Genomic DNA, 15,539 nt, shown 5'->3' on the forward strand with positions numbered 1-15,539 from the left:
ATATGGGAATTACCATTGTGGGAATGGGCAGCGCCCAGGGGGTGGAGCCCCAGGTCTTGGAAAGGCTGAAGGGCTGCGCTGAGATCCTCTTGCAGACCCAGGCGTATCCCGGGTTTCGCGGAATTCAGGAGGCTGTAGGAGGGCGGTACCTAGATGAGCTCTATGAGAGCAGTCAGAATTTTGCCGCCTTCAACGATCGGGTGGTTCGCATGGCGCTGGAAGCCGCGGAAAAGGGGGAGGTGGCCCTCTGTGTGGCGGGGGACGGCGCGGGGGACAACGCCGCCGCGGCCCAGCTCCTCTCCGTTGCCCGGCGGGAAGGGATTGCCGTGGGTGTGCTCCCCGGTCCTTCCCTGGCCACCCTGGCGCTGGCGGAGGCGGGCGTGGTGCCGGAACGGGGGCTTCGGGTTACCGATGATTTGAAAAAGGAGGGCCTTACCGCAAACAGCGGCATGGATCTGGTGATCCCAGAGGTCAACAGCCCTCTCCGGGCGGGCATGGCCAAGCTGGCCCTTTTGGAGGCCTATCCCCATGACCACCGGGTATATCTCTCGGATCCTTTAGAGGGGAACGGCGTGGAGGAGATCCCGCTGGTGGAGCTGGATCGTCCCCGGGCCTTTACCCCGTTCTGCACGCTCGTGGTGCCCCGGCTGGAGCTTCGGGAAAAGGAGCGTTTTGCCATGGAGGACCTCATCGAGGTCTGCCGCATCCTGCGGAGCCCCGAGGGATGCCCGTGGGATCGGGAGCAGACCCATGACAGCCTCCGGCGCAATCTGCTGGAGGAGGCCTATGAGGTGCTGGGAGCCATCCAGGAGGGGGATCCCTTCCATATGGCGGAGGAGTTTGGCGATTTGCTGTTACAGATCGCCCTGCATGCCATCATCGGCGAGGAGCACGGGGAATACGATATCACCGATGTGGCCACGGGTATCTGCCAGAAGATGATGCGCCGGCATCCCCATGTGTTCGGCGATGTGGCGGTGTCCAGCACCGGGGAGGTGTTGGACAACTGGGAGGAGATCAAACGCAGAGAGCGGGGACAAGAGGGGCAGAAAAGCTATCTTGCCGATGTGGGAAAAGGCCTTCCTCCCCTGAAGATGGCCGAGGAGATCCAGAAAAAAGCCGCTCGGTGGGGATTCGATTGGGAGGATTACCGCCCCGCCGCCGAAAAGGTACGGGAGGAGCTTTTGGAGCTGACGGAGGCCTTTGACGGGGGCAGGAAGGAGGAGGCCCTGGCGGAGGCGGGAGATCTGCTCTTTGCCTGCGTCAACGTGATCCGGCTCATGGGGTTGGATGGGGACACCGCTCTATTCCTCACCTGCGAGAAGTTCAAAAGCCGGTTTCTTGCCATGGAATCCATGGCGGCGGAAGAGGGGAAATCTCTGAAAGAGATGGACCTGGACCAGATGGACGCCCTATGGGAACGGGCAAAAAAGCACTGATTTGCAACAATTCCGTAGGAAATGAGAAAAGAGGCTTGACAATCGGGACGTTTTACAGGAAAATCTGTTGTACAAGCCAAAAGCCAATTTTTAGACTTGCCCGCAAGGGAAAAGCATAGGAGGTAGTTCTAGTGAATAAAACTCAGTTTATTGCCGCTGTGGCGGAGAAGAGCGAATTGACCAAGAAGGATGCCGATAAGGCCGTGAACGCGATGATCGAAGTGATCACCGATACGCTGAAGGCCGGCGATAAGGTTCAGATCATGGGCTTCGGCAACTTTGAGGTAAAGGAGCGGGCCGAGCGCGCTGGGATCAACCCTGCCACCAAGCAGCCCATCACCATCGCGGCCAGCAAGTCCCCTGTGTTCAAAGCGGGCAAGGCTCTGAAGGACAGCATCAAATAAGAAAATCAACTGTTTGGGATGCGGGGCGAATCTCTGCATCCTTTTTTTATTTCTCGCAAATCCCCTCTGCCGGGCCCATGGCCGCCATGGTATAATGAAATGAAATCAAAGGAGACGGATATGAGAATCGATAAGTTTTTGAAGGTTAGCCGGCTGATCAAGCGGCGTACCGTTGCCAACGCCGCCTGTGACGCCCAGAAGATTGAGTTGAACGGAAAGCCCGCCAAGCCTGGGGATCGGGTGAAGATCGGCGATACCATTGCCATCACCTTTAAGGGGGAGACCACCCGCTATGAGGTGCTGTCGGTACAGGAACACGCCCTCAAGGAGGACGCTGCGTCCATGTACCGGCGGCTCAGCTAGGAGGCCGTCCATGAGCGTGGGCATGGGCTTTGACGCCCACCGGCTGACGCCGGACCGGAAGCTGATCCTTGGAGGGGTGGAGATTGCCCATCCCTTGGGACTGTTGGGGCATTCCGACGCCGACGTACTGACGCATGCGGTGATGGACGCCATCCTGGGGGCGGCCGGGCTGCGGGACATCGGCGTGCATTTTCCCGACAACGATCCCGCTTACAAGGATGCTGACAGCGTGGCGCTTTTGCGCCGGGTTTGGGAGCTGGCGGCGGAAGAGGGGTATGGACTGGTGAACCTGGACTGCACCGTCGTGGCCCAGGCCCCCAAGCTGTCCCCCTATTTTTCGGCCATGCGGGAGCGTCTGGCGGCGGCTTTGGACTGCCGGGGGGACCGCATCAACCTAAAGGCCACCACCACCGAGGGCATGGGGTTTGCCGGCCGGGAAGAGGGGATCTGCGCTCTGGCCGTCTGCCAGTTGGAGAAGCGCCATGAGACGGCTTGACCGGCCCTATCGTCCCCGGGGCTGGTGGCGGTCCCGGCCCTGGTGGCCCTTTGTCCTTCTAGGGATGTGTGTTCTGGCGGCGGGCCTAGCGCTGTTTTTGGTTCTGCGGTTTGTGGTGCCTTGGATTGGAGGGCTGTTTCAATCGGATATTGGGGAAAACGTGCTGCCCCTTCAGAGCGCCTCTCCCGTGGTGGATCTATCGGATAAGTCCCGTGAGGTGCTGCTTACCGGCAACAATCGCAGCATTGGGGATCCCGCCATCCTGGGAGACGAGATCTTCTTCCCCGGAGGGATGGATGGCACCGGCAAGACCTTGGTGGCCGTCAACGTCCATAACATCATGACCAAGGAGACCACCCGGGTGGAGGGCATTCAGGCGAAGAACGACGGCATTTTGTCCCTGGACGTCAACGCTCAGTATATCGTCTATTTTGACAGCAAGGACGCGGGCGGTGGCAATATCTACGCCTATAACCGGGAGACCCAAGCGGTAAAAGAGCTGATGCGGGTGCCCTACGGCTGGCCCCAGGTACGGGTCTGCGGCGGGTTTGCCGTATGGATGGAGCGGACGGGGAACGTGACCGAGAAGCTTTACCTGATGGATATCGAGACCCTGGAGCTGACCACCCTGGCGGTGTTTTCCGACTCCCCTTTTGGCCTGTCCGCGCCTGGAGTGGGCGGCGGCGAGGTGGTTTGGGCCGAGCCGGATCCTGACCGTACCGAGGACAGCGCTCTGGGCGTTTTAAAGATGCTACCCCTGGATGGCAGCAGAACCGCTCCCGAGACCTATTTCCCGGAAATGTTTGTATACAGTCCGGTGACCAACGGCAGGGCCCGGGCCTGGATGGACAGCAGCCTTGCAGACGGGGCGGGGCTGTACCTTTCGGTGGAGGGCAACCGGCCGAAAAAGATCGCCGAGGGGGTTCAGGGATTTGGGCTGGGAGAGAACTTTCTGGCCTTTACCCAGGGCGGCGTGGTCTGGGCCTATTTCTTTCGGACCGACACCCTTTGCCGGGTTTCCCCGGTGGGGGAATACTGCTTCCTTGGGGACGTGGGGGAGCATGGCGTGGCCTGGTTTAACATCACCGACGAGGTTCGGGAACGGGATATTCTAAAATACGCGGTATTGGACTGAGACGATGGCGAAAGCAAAAACGGTATTTGTATGCACGGAATGCGGATATGAGTCGGGGAAGTGGATGGGCCGGTGCAGCGGCTGCGGCTCCTGGAACACCATGGTGGAGCAGCAGGCTGCGGCTCCCGCCGCCCCCGACCGCCGGGGCGCCTCCATGGGGAGAGTGCCCGCCGCCCCCGTCCACATCAAGGACGTGACGGGGGAAAAGGTGCCCCATATCCCCACCGGGATCGCGGAATTGGATCGGGTGTTGGGGGGCGGATACATTGAGGGAGGCGTCCTGCTGCTGGGAGGCGAGCCCGGCGTGGGGAAGTCCACCCTCTTGCTGCAGGCCTGTGACAGCCTGTCCCTTTCGGGGAAACGGGTGCTGTATGTATCGGGGGAGGAATCCGTCCGCCAGGTGAGCCTTCGGGCCCGCCGTCTGGGGGTGGCGGGGGAGGAGCTATTTGTGTTGGCCGAAACCCTGGTGTCCGCCATCCGGGACAGCATCGAGAAGATTGGGCCCCAGGTGGTGGTCATTGACTCCATTCAAACCATTTATCTGGACACCATCACCTCGGCGCCGGGCAGCGTGGCCCAGGTGCGGGAGAGCGCCGCCTACCTCATGAGTTTGGCCAAGGAGACGGGGTTCTATCTCATCTTTGTGGGACACGTTACTAAGGAAGGGGCCATCGCGGGGCCCCGGGTGCTGGAGCATATGGTGGATACGGTGCTGTACTTTGAAGGGGAGCGGCAGAGTACCCTTCGGGTGCTGCGGGCGGTGAAGAACCGCTTTGGCTCCACCAACGAGATTGGGATCTTTGAGATGCAGGCCGGCGGCATGGTGGCGGTGGAGGACGCCTCCGCCTACATGCTTTCCTCCATGACCCGGGGGGTAGCGGGGGTATCGGTGACCTGCAGCGTGGAGGGCTCCCGCCCCATGATGTGCGAGGTGCAGGCTCTGGTTACCGACACCAGCTACGGCAATCCCCGGCGGATGTGCCAGGGGGTGGAGTTTAACCGCATGGTGCTGATGATCGCCGTGCTGGAGCGGCGGGCGGGAATCTCCCTTGCCAGCAGGGACGTCTATATGAACGCTGTAGGCGGCATGCGGATGGCGGAGCCCTCGGGGGATCTGGCGGTGATTGCAGCCCTTGCGTCCGCAGCCCTGGACATGCCTCTATTGGAGGATACGGTGTTCATCGGGGAGGTGGGCCTATCGGGGGAGATCCGCCATGTGAGCCAGATGGAACGCCGAATCCAGGAGTGCGCCCGGCTGGGATTTTCCACCGTGGTGCTGCCCCCTACCCGGGGCGTCAAAAAGGAGGATTTTCCCCAGATCCGACTGCTCTTTGCAAAGGACGTTTCCGCTGCCCTTGCGGCCACGCTGCGAAAGGGACGGAAGGATGGAGAACAGATATGAAGAAAGCCTGAAGAAAGTATGGCGGAAATGGTACATTTTGCCTTGCCGCCTTTTTTTCTTTGGGGAAATATGATAGTCTAAACTTGAGTTGTTCTAGAGAGGAGGTGAAAGAATTGAATCGAGTGATACGGCTACTTGTAGCGACCTTGGGCGTGTTTGCCGGCATTGGGATCTTTGTGGGGGTTATCAGCCTTTTGACTGCCATTGGCGTGGTCCATGAGATCCCGTGGCTTATGGGCTGGATGCTGGTGGGCGCGTACTTCATCGCGGGGGTCATCGGCGGCCTGTTTTTCTACATCATCTATCCCAAGCTGGAGGCGCTGGTGCGGAAGATCGGCGCGGTGCTGGACGCCCAGATGTCCAAGATCCCTACAAAGGATGTGGTGTTTGCAAGTGTGGGTCTTATCGTCGGACTTATCATTGCATTACTACTCTCTACCCTCATCAACCAAATTCCCATCCCTTGGCTATCCACTCCGCTTTCCATTGTGGTTTACCTGGTCATGGCCTATCTGGGCGTTGACGTGGCCCTAAAACGGAAGGGGGAGCTGGGGAGCATGACGGAGGCCGTGGCGGCCAAGCAATCGGGCGAGCGCAAGCAGAAGGCCAGCCGCCAGGACCGGAACGTCCCCCCCAAGATTTTGGATACCAGCGCCATCATCGACGGGCGCATCTACGACGTGGCGAAGACTGGCATCATCGACGGGCGGATCGTTATCCCGGAGTTTGTGCTGGGGGAGCTGCGGCACATTGCTGATAGCTCTGACTCCCTCCGCCGGCAAAAGGGCAGAAGGGGGTTGGATATCCTGTCCCAGCTGCAGCAGGAATTCCCCAATGTGGTGGTCAGCGACAAGGACTACGAGGGGATTGAGGTGGACGAGAAGCTCATCCGCTTGGCCAGCGACATGAAGGGAAAGATCATCACCAATGATCTCAATCTCAACAAGGTGGCGACCGTAAAGAACGTGGGGGTCATCAACATCAACGCCCTGGCTACGGCGGTGAAAACCCCCGTTATGCCTGGGGAGATCCTCAATACCCAGATCATCCGGGAGGGGAAGGAGGCTGGCCAGGGGCTGGCCTACCTGGACGACGGTACCATGATCGTGGTGGATGGCGGGAGCAAGCGCATCGGCCAGACGGTGGACGTTTCCATCACCAGCGTGCTCCAGACCGGCGCGGGGCGCATGATCTTTGCCCGGGTGGTGGCATAGCAGCAAGAAGTCAAAAAAGGGAAGGAGTACTCCTTCCCTTTTTTCTTCTGGGGATGGGGACGTTTGCCGTAGGCGCCCAGCTTCTACCGGCTTTTTGCAGGGAGACTGACGCTGTGGGCGTTTCCGCTGTAAGCCTGGCTGCGCTCTGGGTTACGGCGTTCCGGTTGATTGGATTGGGGGCGGCATGGGAATCATTGGAACAAAAAGCTACAAAAAAATAGACACCCTACCCGAAAATCGATTGACAACGGGTGGATGTTATGATAATTTAATATATTGCCTACACTTTGCGTTTCGGATGGGTCCGTTCCCCAAATGGGAATCAGCCCCGGCCGATTTCCTGGGTACATTCTACAATATGCGAAGGGTTATTGCAATAGCCATGTTTTCACGGCGATTGCTGGCAAAAGCAACTTAAGATTGGGAGTGACGCGCAGTATGGTCCATGAGATCGAATTGGGCAAGCGGAAGAAAATGAGCTTTTCTCGCATCGAGGAAGTTCTGCAAATGCCGGATTTTATTGAAATCCAAAAAAACTCCTACAACAAATTCCTGGAACAAGATCTAAAAGAGGTGTTTGCCGACATCTCTCCCATCACCGACTATTCTGAAAATCTACTGCTGGAATTCGTAGACTATACCCTGGAGAAGACCCCCAAGTACTCCGTGGAGGAGTGCAAGGAGCGGGACGTGAACTACGCCGCACCTCTGCGGGTCCTGGTTCGCTTGATCAACAAGGAGACCGGCGAGGTGAAGGAGCAGGAGGTCTTTATGGGGGACTTCCCCCTGATGACCGAGCAGGGGACCTTCATCATCAACGGCGCCGAGCGGGTCATCGTCAGCCAGCTGGTCCGCAGCCCCGGGGTGTACTATGACGTGACCACCGACAAAAGCGGCAAGCAGCTCTATTCCGCCACCGTGATCCCCAACCGGGGCGCCTGGCTGGAATATGAGATGGACAGCAACGACTGTATGTGGGTACGGGTGGATCGGACCCGGAAGCTGCCCCTCACCGTCATCGCCCGGGCCATGGGCTGCGGCACCGACGAGGAGATCATTGAGAAATTCGGCGAGAACCGGATGCTCCTCAATACCATGGTTAAGGACGTGGCCAAGACCTCCGCTGAGGGTCTCATCGAGATCTATAAGCGGCTGCGGCCCGGCGAGCCCCCCGCTGAGGAATCCGCCCGGCAGATCGTGGATTCCCTGTTCTTTGATCCCAAGCGCTATGACCTGGCCCGGGTGGGCCGGTATAAGCTCAACAAGAAGCTGGACCTGGCCGCCCGTCTGACCGGGCAGGTTCTGGCTGCCGATTTGGTCAATCCCTATACCGGCGAAGTGTTGGCGGAGGCCGGGGAGACCATCTCCCGGGAGCGGGCTGCCGAGATCAGCGCCACCGGCGCCAACGAGGCGTTGGTTCGGGCGGGGGAAGAGACCGTTAAGATCTTTGGCAACAACTTTGTGGATCTGACCCCCTTTGCGGGCTTCGACGTGAAGGAAGTGGGCATCATGGAGAAGGCCCATTTCCCCACTTTTATGGAGCTTTACTCCGAGCGGGACGATTGGACCGAGGCGGAGCTGCGGGCCGTTTTGAAGCAGAACGTGGATCTGCTCATGCCCAAGCACATCCATCCCGACGATGTGCTTGCCACCTTGAACTACCTCATGGGCCTTAGCTACGGCATTGGCACCACCGACGATATCGACCATCTGGGCAACCGGCGGCTTCGCAGCGTGGGCGAGCTGATGCAGAACCAGATCCGGGTGGGCCTGAGCCGCCTGGAGCGGGTGGTTCGGGAGCGGATGAGCATCCAGGATATGGAGACCGCCACCCCCAGCAATCTGATCAACATCCGGCCGGTTTCCGCCGCCATCAAGGAGTTCTTCGGTTCGAGCCAGCTATCCCAGTTTATGGATCAGACCAACCTGTTGGCGGAGCTGACCCACAAGCGGCGTCTGTCCGCCTTGGGGCCGGGAGGTCTCAACCGGGAACGGGCCAGCTTTGAGGTTCGGGACGTACACCACAGCCATTATGGCCGGATGTGCCCCATTGAGACCCCGGAAGGCCCCAACATTGGGTTGATCGGCTCCCTGTCCACCTATGCCCGGGTCAACGAGTATGGATTTATCGAGTCCCCCTATCGGAAGGTCATCAAGGGGAAGGGCATTGTCACCGACGAGATCATCTATCTCACCGCCGACCAGGAGGATGAGTTCATCGTAGCCCAGGCCAACGAGGCCGTGGATGAGAACGGGAAGTTCATCCATGAGCGGGTTACCTCCCGGTATCAGGATTTCATCGGTGAGGAGGATCGGGAGAACATCGATTTGATGGATGTTTCTCCCAAGCAGCTGGTTTCCGTGGCCACCGCCATGATCCCCTTCCTGGAGAACGACGACGCCAACCGGGCTCTGATGGGCAGTAACATGCAGCGCCAGGCGGTGCCCCTTTTGAATCCCCAGGTGCCCATCGTGGGTACTGGGATGGAATACAAGGCCGCCCGGGATTCCGGCATGGTGATCCTGGCCAAGCGGCCGGGCACCGTGGTGGACGTTACCGCCAAGTCCATCACCGTACAGACCGACGATGGCGAGGTGGATCGCTACAAGCTCATCAAGTTCATGCGGAGCAACCAGGCCACCTGTATCAATCAGCGGCCTTTGGTGGATAAGGGCCAGCATGTGGATCAGGGGGACGCTCTGGCCGACGGGCCCAGCACCAAAAACGGGGAGATTGCCTTGGGCCGCAACGTGCTCATCGGCTTTATGCCCTGGGAGGGCTATAACTACGAGGACGCTATCCTCATCAGCGAGAAGCTGGTGAAGGACGACGCCTTTACCTCCATCCATATCGAGGAGCACGAGTGCGAGGCGCGGGACACCAAACTGGGGCCCGAGGAGATCACCCGGGACATCCCCAACATGGGCGCCGACAGCCTCAAGGACCTGGACGACGAGGGCATCATTCGCATCGGCGCCGAGGTGCGCAGCGGCGATATCCTGGTGGGCAAGGTGACCCCCAAGGGGGAGACGGAGCTCACCGCCGAGGAGCGCCTGCTCCGGGCTATCTTCGGAGAGAAGGCCCGGGAGGTCCGGGATACCTCTTTGCGGGTGCCCCACGGCGAGGGCGGCATCGTGGTGGATGTGAAAATCTTTACCCGGGAGAACCGGGATGAGCTGCCCGCCGGCGTCAACCAGCTGGTGCGGGTATACATCGCTCAGCGCAGGAAGATCAGCGTAGGCGACAAGATGGCGGGACGCCACGGCAACAAGGGTGTTATCTCCCGGATTCTGCCCGAGGAGGATATGCCCTTCCTGCCCGACGGCACCCCCTTGGAGCTGGTGCTCAATCCCCTGGGCGTTCCCTCCCGTATGAACATCGGCCAGGTGCTGGAGGTCCACTTGGGCCTGGTGGCCAAATACTTTGGATGGGAGGTTGCCACCCCTGTCTTTGACGGCGCCAACGAGATTGAGATCATGGATCTCTTGGAACAGGCCGGATACAGCAGAGACGGCAAGATGATCCTCCATGACGGCCGCACCGGCGAACCCTTTGAAAACCCCGTTACCGTGGGATATATGTACATCCTGAAGCTCCACCATCTGGTGGACGACAAGATCCACGCCCGCTCCACCGGCCCTTACAGCCTGGTGACCCAGCAGCCCCTGGGCGGCAAGGCCCAGTTCGGCGGCCAGCGCTTCGGCGAGATGGAGGTGTGGGCTCTGGAGGCCTATGGCGCCGCCCATACCCTCCAGGAGATTTTGACGGTGAAATCCGACGATGTGGTGGGCCGCGTCAAGACCTACGAGAGCATCATCAAGGGGGAGAACATCCCCGAGCCTGGGGTGCCGGAATCCTTTAAGGTGCTGATCAAGGAACTGCAGAGTTTGGCGCTGAACGTCCGGGTGCTCAACGAGGACAACAACGAGATCAAGCTGCGGGATTCCGTGGATGACGAGTTTGATACCATCGACATCAAGAAGATGGACGGCGACAGTTACATCCCCGCCGCCATGGATCTGGATGCGCCCGCACCCGCCAAGGAGGCCGAAGGCGAGGAGGGAGAGCGGGATGTCTTTGACATCGCCGGCGTTACCGGCCTGGATCTGGACGAGGAGATCTTCAGCCTGGATCTGGATGAGCTGAGCGTGGACGACGGATTGGATGAGGAACCCAGCGCAGCCGGGGAGGAAACGGAGACCCCCGACGGGCTTTCCCAGTGATAGAAGGGAGTGCGAAGGATGGAACTGAACAACTTCGATAGCATACAGATTGGCCTTGCGTCCCCCGAGCAGATTTTGGAGTGGTCCCGGGGAGAGGTGCGGAAGCCCGAAACCATCAACTACCGTACCCTAAAGCCCGAAAAGGACGGCTTGTTCTGCGAGCGCATCTTTGGACCCACCAAGGACTGGGAGTGCCATTGCGGAAAGTATAAGCGGGTCCGCTACAAGGGCATGGTTTGCGACAAGTGCGGCGTGGAGATCACCAAGAGCAAGGTGCGCCGGGAGCGGATGGGCCATATCATGCTGGCGGCGCCGGTATCCCACATCTGGTATTTTAAGGGGATCCCCAGCCGGATGGGACTGCTTTTGGATATGTCCCCCCGGTCCCTGGAGCGGGTGCTGTACTTTGCTGCCTTTGTGGTGCTGGATCCCGGCACCACCAACCTGACCTATAAGCAGGTCATCACCGATAAGGAATTCAAGGACGCCGAGGAGGCCTACGGCAAGGGAAGCTTCCGCGCCGGCATGGGAGCCGAAAGCGTCAAGGAGCTGCTCAAGGCCCTGGATCTGGATGAGATCGCCACCCAGCTGCGGAACGATCTGGAGTCCATGAGCCGCCAGAAGCGGATCCGCGCGGTAAAGCGGCTGGAGGTCATCGAGGCCTTCCGCAAGAGCGGCAATAAGCCTGAGTGGATCATCCTGGACGTGGTACCGGTGATTCCTCCGGAGCTGCGGCCCATGGTGCAGCTGGACGGCGGCCGGTTTGCGACCAGCGATTTGAACGACCTGTACCGCCGGGTCATCAACCGGAACAACCGCTTAAAGCGGCTTCTGGAACTGAAGGCTCCGGATATCATCGTGCGCAACGAAAAACGGATGCTTCAGGAGGCGGTGGATGCCCTGATCGATAATGGCCGCCGCGGCCGCCCCGTAACCGGCCCCGGCAACCGGCCCTTAAAGTCCCTCTCCGACCTTTTGCGGGGCAAGCAGGGCCGCTTCCGCCAGAACCTTTTGGGCAAGCGGGTGGACTACTCCGGCCGAAGCGTTATCGTGGTGGGCCCCGAGCTGAAGATGTACCAGTGCGGCCTGCCCAAGGAAATGGCCCTGGAGCTGTTTAAGCCCTTTGTGCTGAAAAAGCTGGTGGAGGAGAACTTTGCCCACAACGTCCGCCAGGCCAAGAAGATGACCGAGCGGATGGATTCCAAGGTTTGGGATGTGCTGGAGGACATCATCAAGGATCATCCCGTGCTGCTGAACCGCGCGCCTACCCTGCACCGCCTGGGTATCCAGGCCTTTGAACCGGTGCTGGTGGAGGGCCGGGCCTTAAAGCTGCAGCCCTTGGTCTGTACCGCTTACAACGCCGACTTTGACGGCGACCAGATGGCCGTTCATATTCCCCTGTCGGTGGAGGCCCAGGCCGAATCCCGGTTCCTGATGCTTTCCGCCAACAACCTTCTGAAGCCCCAGGACGGCAAGCCCGTGGTTTCCCCCACCCAGGATATGGTTATGGGCGCCTATTACCTGACCATCGTGCGGGATGGGGAAAAGGGCGAGGGCGCCGTCTTTGCCAGCCCCGACGAGGCCATCATGGCCTATCAGACCGGCAACGTGACCCTGCACAGCAAGGTGAAGGTCCGGATGGAAGGGGAGTTTGAGGGCGAACGGGTGGTGGGCCTTATCGACACCACCGTAGGCCGTCTGATCTTTAACTCCGCCGTGCCCCAGAACCTGGGCTATGTGGACCGGAGCCTTAGGGAGAATACCCTGACTTTGGAGATCGAAAAGGTGGTCGACAAGAACGCCTTGAACGATATTGTGGCGCGGAGCTTTGAGGTCAACGGTTCCACCGTTACCTGCAACGTGCTGGACGAGATCAAGCGCCTTGGCTTTATGTATTCCACTAAGGGCGCCGTTACCATCAGCGTGGGAGACCTGGCCGTTCCCAAGGAGAAGGAGACCCTTTTGGCCGAGGCCGAGCAGCAGGTTTCCGTCATTGAGGCCAACTTCCGCATGGGCTTTTTGTCTGAGGAGGAGCGCCGCCGCCAGGTGATCCGGGTGTGGGAGGATACCACCAAGCGGGTGACCAACGCCCTGATGAAGGGCCTAGCCCAGGATAACCCCGTCTATATGATGGCGGTTTCCGGCGCCCGCGGTAGCGTGAACCAGATCCGCCAGCTGGCCGGTATGCGCGGCCTCATGGCTGATCCTTCTGGCCAGATTATCGAATTGCCCATCAAGGCCAACTTCCGGGAGGGCCTTACGGTGCTGGAGTTCTTCATCAGCTCCCACGGCGCCCGAAAGGGATTGGCCGATACCGCGCTTCGGACCGCGGACTCCGGATACCTGACCCGCCGTTTGGTGGACGTATCCCAGGAGGTGATCGTCAACGAGGAGGATTGCTTTGCCGAGCTGGGCGAGACCATCCGGGGCATCACCGTCTCGGATATTACCAACGGCAAGGAGGTTATCGAGCCTCTAGCCGACCGGCTTCTGGGCCGGGTAGCCGCCGAGGAGATTGTGGATCCCGCTACCGGAGAGGTGATCGTCCCCCTCAATGAGGAGATCGGCAGCGACGCGGTGGAGAAGATCGTGGCCGCCGGCATCCATGAGGTCAATGTCCGTTCGGTATTGACCTGCCGGGCCAAGCATGGCGTCTGTGCCAAGTGCTATGGCCGGAACCTGGCCACCGGCGGATTGGTATCCATCGGCGAGGCGGTGGGCGTCATCGCGGCTCAGTCCATCGGCGAGCCCGGCACCCAGCTGACCATGCGGACGTTCCATACCGGCGGTGTTGCCGGAGACGATATTACCCAGGGCCTTCCCCGGGTTGAGGAGCTGTTTGAGGCTCGGAAGCCCAAGGGCCTGGCCATCATTACCGAGATTTCCGGCGTGGTGTCCATCGACGACAGCAAGAAGCGCCGGGAGGTTACCGTCAGCAACGAAGACGGGGAATCCGAGACCTACGCCATCCCCTTCCAGAGCCGTCTGCGGGTGAAGAACGGGGATGTGCTGGAGGCCGGCGAGGCCCTCACCGAAGGCCCCATCAACCCCCATGATATTCTGAAGATCAAGGGCATCAAGGGCGTGCAGAACTACCTGCTCCGGGAGGTGCAGTCGGTTTACCGGCTCCAGGGTGTTGAGATCAACGACAAGCACATCGAGGTGATCATCCGGCAGATGCTGCGGAAGGTTCGTATCGAGGAGTTTGGCGATACCGACCTGCTGCCCGGCGAGCTGGTGGACATCCACCGCTTTGAGACCGAGAACGAGAAGGCTATTCTGGAGGGAGGCCAGCCCGCCACCGCAAAGTATGTGCTGATGGGCATCACCAAGGCCAGTCTGGCCACCGATTCCTTCCTCTCCGCCGCCTCCTTCCAGGAGACCACCCGGGTGCTGACCGAAGCCGCTATCAAGGGCAAGGTGGATCCCCTGGTGGGCCTTAAGGAGAACGTCATCATCGGTAAGCTGATCCCCGCCGGCACCGGCATGCGGCGCTATAAGGAGATTGAGATCAAAAAGGCGGGCCGGGATACCATCGATCTGAGCAGCGTGATGCTGGAGGACGAGGAGAGCCTGCCTGGCGGACTGGATGTGGACGCGCTTCTGGACGAGATGAACCTGGATTCCCTGGATATTTAACCGGGGAATCCATCCAATAGCCCGAGGACACGGCGCTTTTGCAAATTTATCCGTTGACAGGGTATTCTTGTTTTGCTAAAATACGTTAGTGTCCTTACGTGCGGCCCATTGTGGTGACCCGAACCCTTTGGAATGCGAAAGGACCATTTTTCCCTCCTTGGAACGCAGGGATGGAAAAATGCCCGCGGAATATGCTGATCCGCAACGAAGTACGGGAAGTTTTACGGTCTTTACGGACAAACCCATCCGTGGGGCCAAGCGCAAATCCCTTTGTGGGTAAGGAGGACTTACATGCCTACTATCAATCAATTGGTTCGCAAAGGCAGAACCAAGGTGGAGTATAAATCGACGGCTCCTATCCTGAAGAAGAGCCCCCAGAAGCGGGGCGTGTGCCTTGCCGTACGTACCATGACCCCTAAAAAGCCCAATTCGGCTCTGCGGAAGATCGCCCGTGTGCGTCTGGTAAACGGCATGGAGGGTACCTGCTACATTCCCGGCGTGGGCCACAACCTGCAGGAGCACTCCGTGGTATTGATCCGCGGCGGCAGGGTGAAGGACCTTCCCGGTGTGCGGTACCACATCATCCGCGGCGCTTTGGATACCGCCGGCGTGGTGGGCAGGCAGCAGGCCCGCTCCCTTTACGGCACCAAGAAGCCCAAGAAATAAAACGCTTTCTGCACAAGCCTTTTGAGCCAAAGGAGGAACGATCATGCCTAGACGTGGCGGGGTGCCAAAACGTGAAGTTTTGCCCGATCCGATTTATAATAGTACCGTTGTGACCAAGCTCATCAACCAGGTGATGCTGGATGGAAAGCGGGGCGTTGCCCAGCGGGTCTGCTATGACGCTTTCGACATCATCCGTGAGAAGACCGGCCAGGAGCCCATCGAGGTGTTTGACGCCTGTATGGAGAACATCAAGCCCCAGCTTGAGGTAAAGGCCCGCCGGGTGGGCGGCGCTACTTACCAGGTGCCCATTGAGATTCGGGTGGAGCGCCGGCAGACCCTGGGGATCCGGTGGCTGGTAACCTACTCTCGGGCCCGGTCTGAGAAAACCATGAAGGAGCGGCTGGCCGCGGAAATCATGGACGCTGCCAACGGTCAGGGGAACACCGTGAAGAAGCGGGAGGATACCCACCGGATGGCCGAGGCCAACAGAGCCTTTGCCCATTACCGCTGGTAAGCGAGCATCTGAATCGACAAGAATATTCCCCCTCTTTGGGGGA

The 15,539-nt window shown here is 59.7% G+C and carries 11 protein-coding genes; all 11 read left to right on the forward strand.

Translation table 11 applies throughout. The annotated features are described in order from the left end of the window. Nucleotides 1-2: 2 nt before the first annotated feature. The 11 genes from mazG to rpsG all read left to right on the forward strand — a co-directional run bounded on the left by mazG (nucleotide 3) and on the right by rpsG (nucleotide 15,496). Entirely contained in the window at nucleotides 3-1,439 is a 1,437-nt protein-coding gene (mazG, locus tag KP626_RS08390; protein WP_395976664.1) for a nucleoside triphosphate pyrophosphohydrolase, read from the forward strand. A 131-nt stretch (nucleotides 1,440-1,570) separates the two neighbouring features. Beyond that, on the forward strand, nucleotides 1,571-1,843 hold the full coding sequence (locus KP626_RS08395) for an HU family DNA-binding protein (protein WP_395976666.1): 273 nt from the start codon (nucleotides 1,571-1,573) through the stop codon (nucleotides 1,841-1,843). A gap of 120 nt (nucleotides 1,844-1,963) precedes the next feature. Beyond that, on the forward strand, nucleotides 1,964-2,206 hold the full coding sequence (locus KP626_RS08400) for an RNA-binding S4 domain-containing protein (RefSeq protein WP_395976668.1): 243 nt from the start codon (nucleotides 1,964-1,966) through the stop codon (nucleotides 2,204-2,206). 10 nt (nucleotides 2,207-2,216) lie between these two features. Continuing rightward, nucleotides 2,217-2,702, forward strand: a complete 486-nt coding sequence (gene ispF / locus KP626_RS08405) for a 2-C-methyl-D-erythritol 2,4-cyclodiphosphate synthase (RefSeq protein ID WP_395976670.1) — start codon at nucleotides 2,217-2,219, stop codon at nucleotides 2,700-2,702. Further along, complete coding sequence (locus tag KP626_RS08410) at nucleotides 2,689-3,837, forward strand: hypothetical protein (protein WP_395976672.1); 1,149 nt, start codon at nucleotides 2,689-2,691, stop codon at nucleotides 3,835-3,837. Before ispF ends, KP626_RS08410 begins: the two co-directional genes overlap by 14 nt. A 4-nt stretch (nucleotides 3,838-3,841) precedes the next feature. Then, nucleotides 3,842-5,239: a DNA repair protein RadA gene (gene radA, locus KP626_RS08415; RefSeq protein WP_395976674.1), complete on the forward strand. Its 1,398-nt coding sequence runs from the start codon at nucleotides 3,842-3,844 to the stop codon at nucleotides 5,237-5,239. A 122-nt stretch (nucleotides 5,240-5,361) separates the two neighbouring features. Further along, the gene (locus tag KP626_RS08420; protein WP_395979001.1) at nucleotides 5,362-6,453 is read left to right on the forward strand and encodes a PIN/TRAM domain-containing protein; all 1,092 of its coding nucleotides are present in this window, start codon (nucleotides 5,362-5,364) and stop codon (nucleotides 6,451-6,453) included. 438 nt (nucleotides 6,454-6,891) lie between these two features. After that, complete coding sequence (gene rpoB / locus KP626_RS08425; protein WP_395976676.1) at nucleotides 6,892-10,677, forward strand: DNA-directed RNA polymerase subunit beta; 3,786 nt, start codon at nucleotides 6,892-6,894, stop codon at nucleotides 10,675-10,677. 18 nt (nucleotides 10,678-10,695) lie between these two features. Then, on the forward strand, nucleotides 10,696-14,316 hold the full coding sequence (rpoC, locus tag KP626_RS08430; RefSeq protein WP_395976678.1) for a DNA-directed RNA polymerase subunit beta': 3,621 nt from the start codon (nucleotides 10,696-10,698) through the stop codon (nucleotides 14,314-14,316). 291 nt (nucleotides 14,317-14,607) lie between these two features. Then, nucleotides 14,608-14,982, forward strand: coding sequence for a 30S ribosomal protein S12 (gene rpsL / locus KP626_RS08435; RefSeq protein ID WP_395976680.1), 375 nt, complete (start codon nucleotides 14,608-14,610; stop codon nucleotides 14,980-14,982). 43 nt (nucleotides 14,983-15,025) lie between these two features. Then, complete coding sequence (gene rpsG / locus KP626_RS08440; protein ID WP_395976682.1) at nucleotides 15,026-15,496, forward strand: 30S ribosomal protein S7; 471 nt, start codon at nucleotides 15,026-15,028, stop codon at nucleotides 15,494-15,496. The last annotated feature ends 43 nt before the right edge of the window (nucleotides 15,497-15,539 follow it).

The organism is Christensenella sp. MSJ-20 (genome assembly GCF_044357945.1).
Classification (GTDB): domain Bacteria; phylum Bacillota; class Clostridia; order Christensenellales; family QAND01; genus QAND01.

Bases quoted from the DNA above. Each gene is read 5' to 3' on its own strand.
- mazG (WP_395976664.1), top strand. From the start codon at position 3: ATGGGAATTACCATTGTGGGAATGGGCAGCGCCCAGGGGGTGGAGCCC.
- KP626_RS08400 (WP_395976668.1), top strand. From the start codon at position 1,964: ATGAGAATCGATAAGTTTTTGAAGGTTAGCCGGCTGATCAAGCGGCGT.
- ispF (WP_395976670.1), top strand. From the start codon at position 2,217: ATGAGCGTGGGCATGGGCTTTGACGCCCACCGGCTGACGCCGGACCGG.
- KP626_RS08410 (WP_395976672.1), top strand. From the start codon at position 2,689: ATGAGACGGCTTGACCGGCCCTATCGTCCCCGGGGCTGGTGGCGGTCC.
- radA (WP_395976674.1), top strand. From the start codon at position 3,842: ATGGCGAAAGCAAAAACGGTATTTGTATGCACGGAATGCGGATATGAG.
- rpoB (WP_395976676.1), top strand. From the start codon at position 6,892: ATGGTCCATGAGATCGAATTGGGCAAGCGGAAGAAAATGAGCTTTTCT.
- rpoC (WP_395976678.1), top strand. From the start codon at position 10,696: ATGGAACTGAACAACTTCGATAGCATACAGATTGGCCTTGCGTCCCCC.
- rpsL (WP_395976680.1), top strand. From the start codon at position 14,608: ATGCCTACTATCAATCAATTGGTTCGCAAAGGCAGAACCAAGGTGGAG.
- rpsG (WP_395976682.1), top strand. From the start codon at position 15,026: ATGCCTAGACGTGGCGGGGTGCCAAAACGTGAAGTTTTGCCCGATCCG.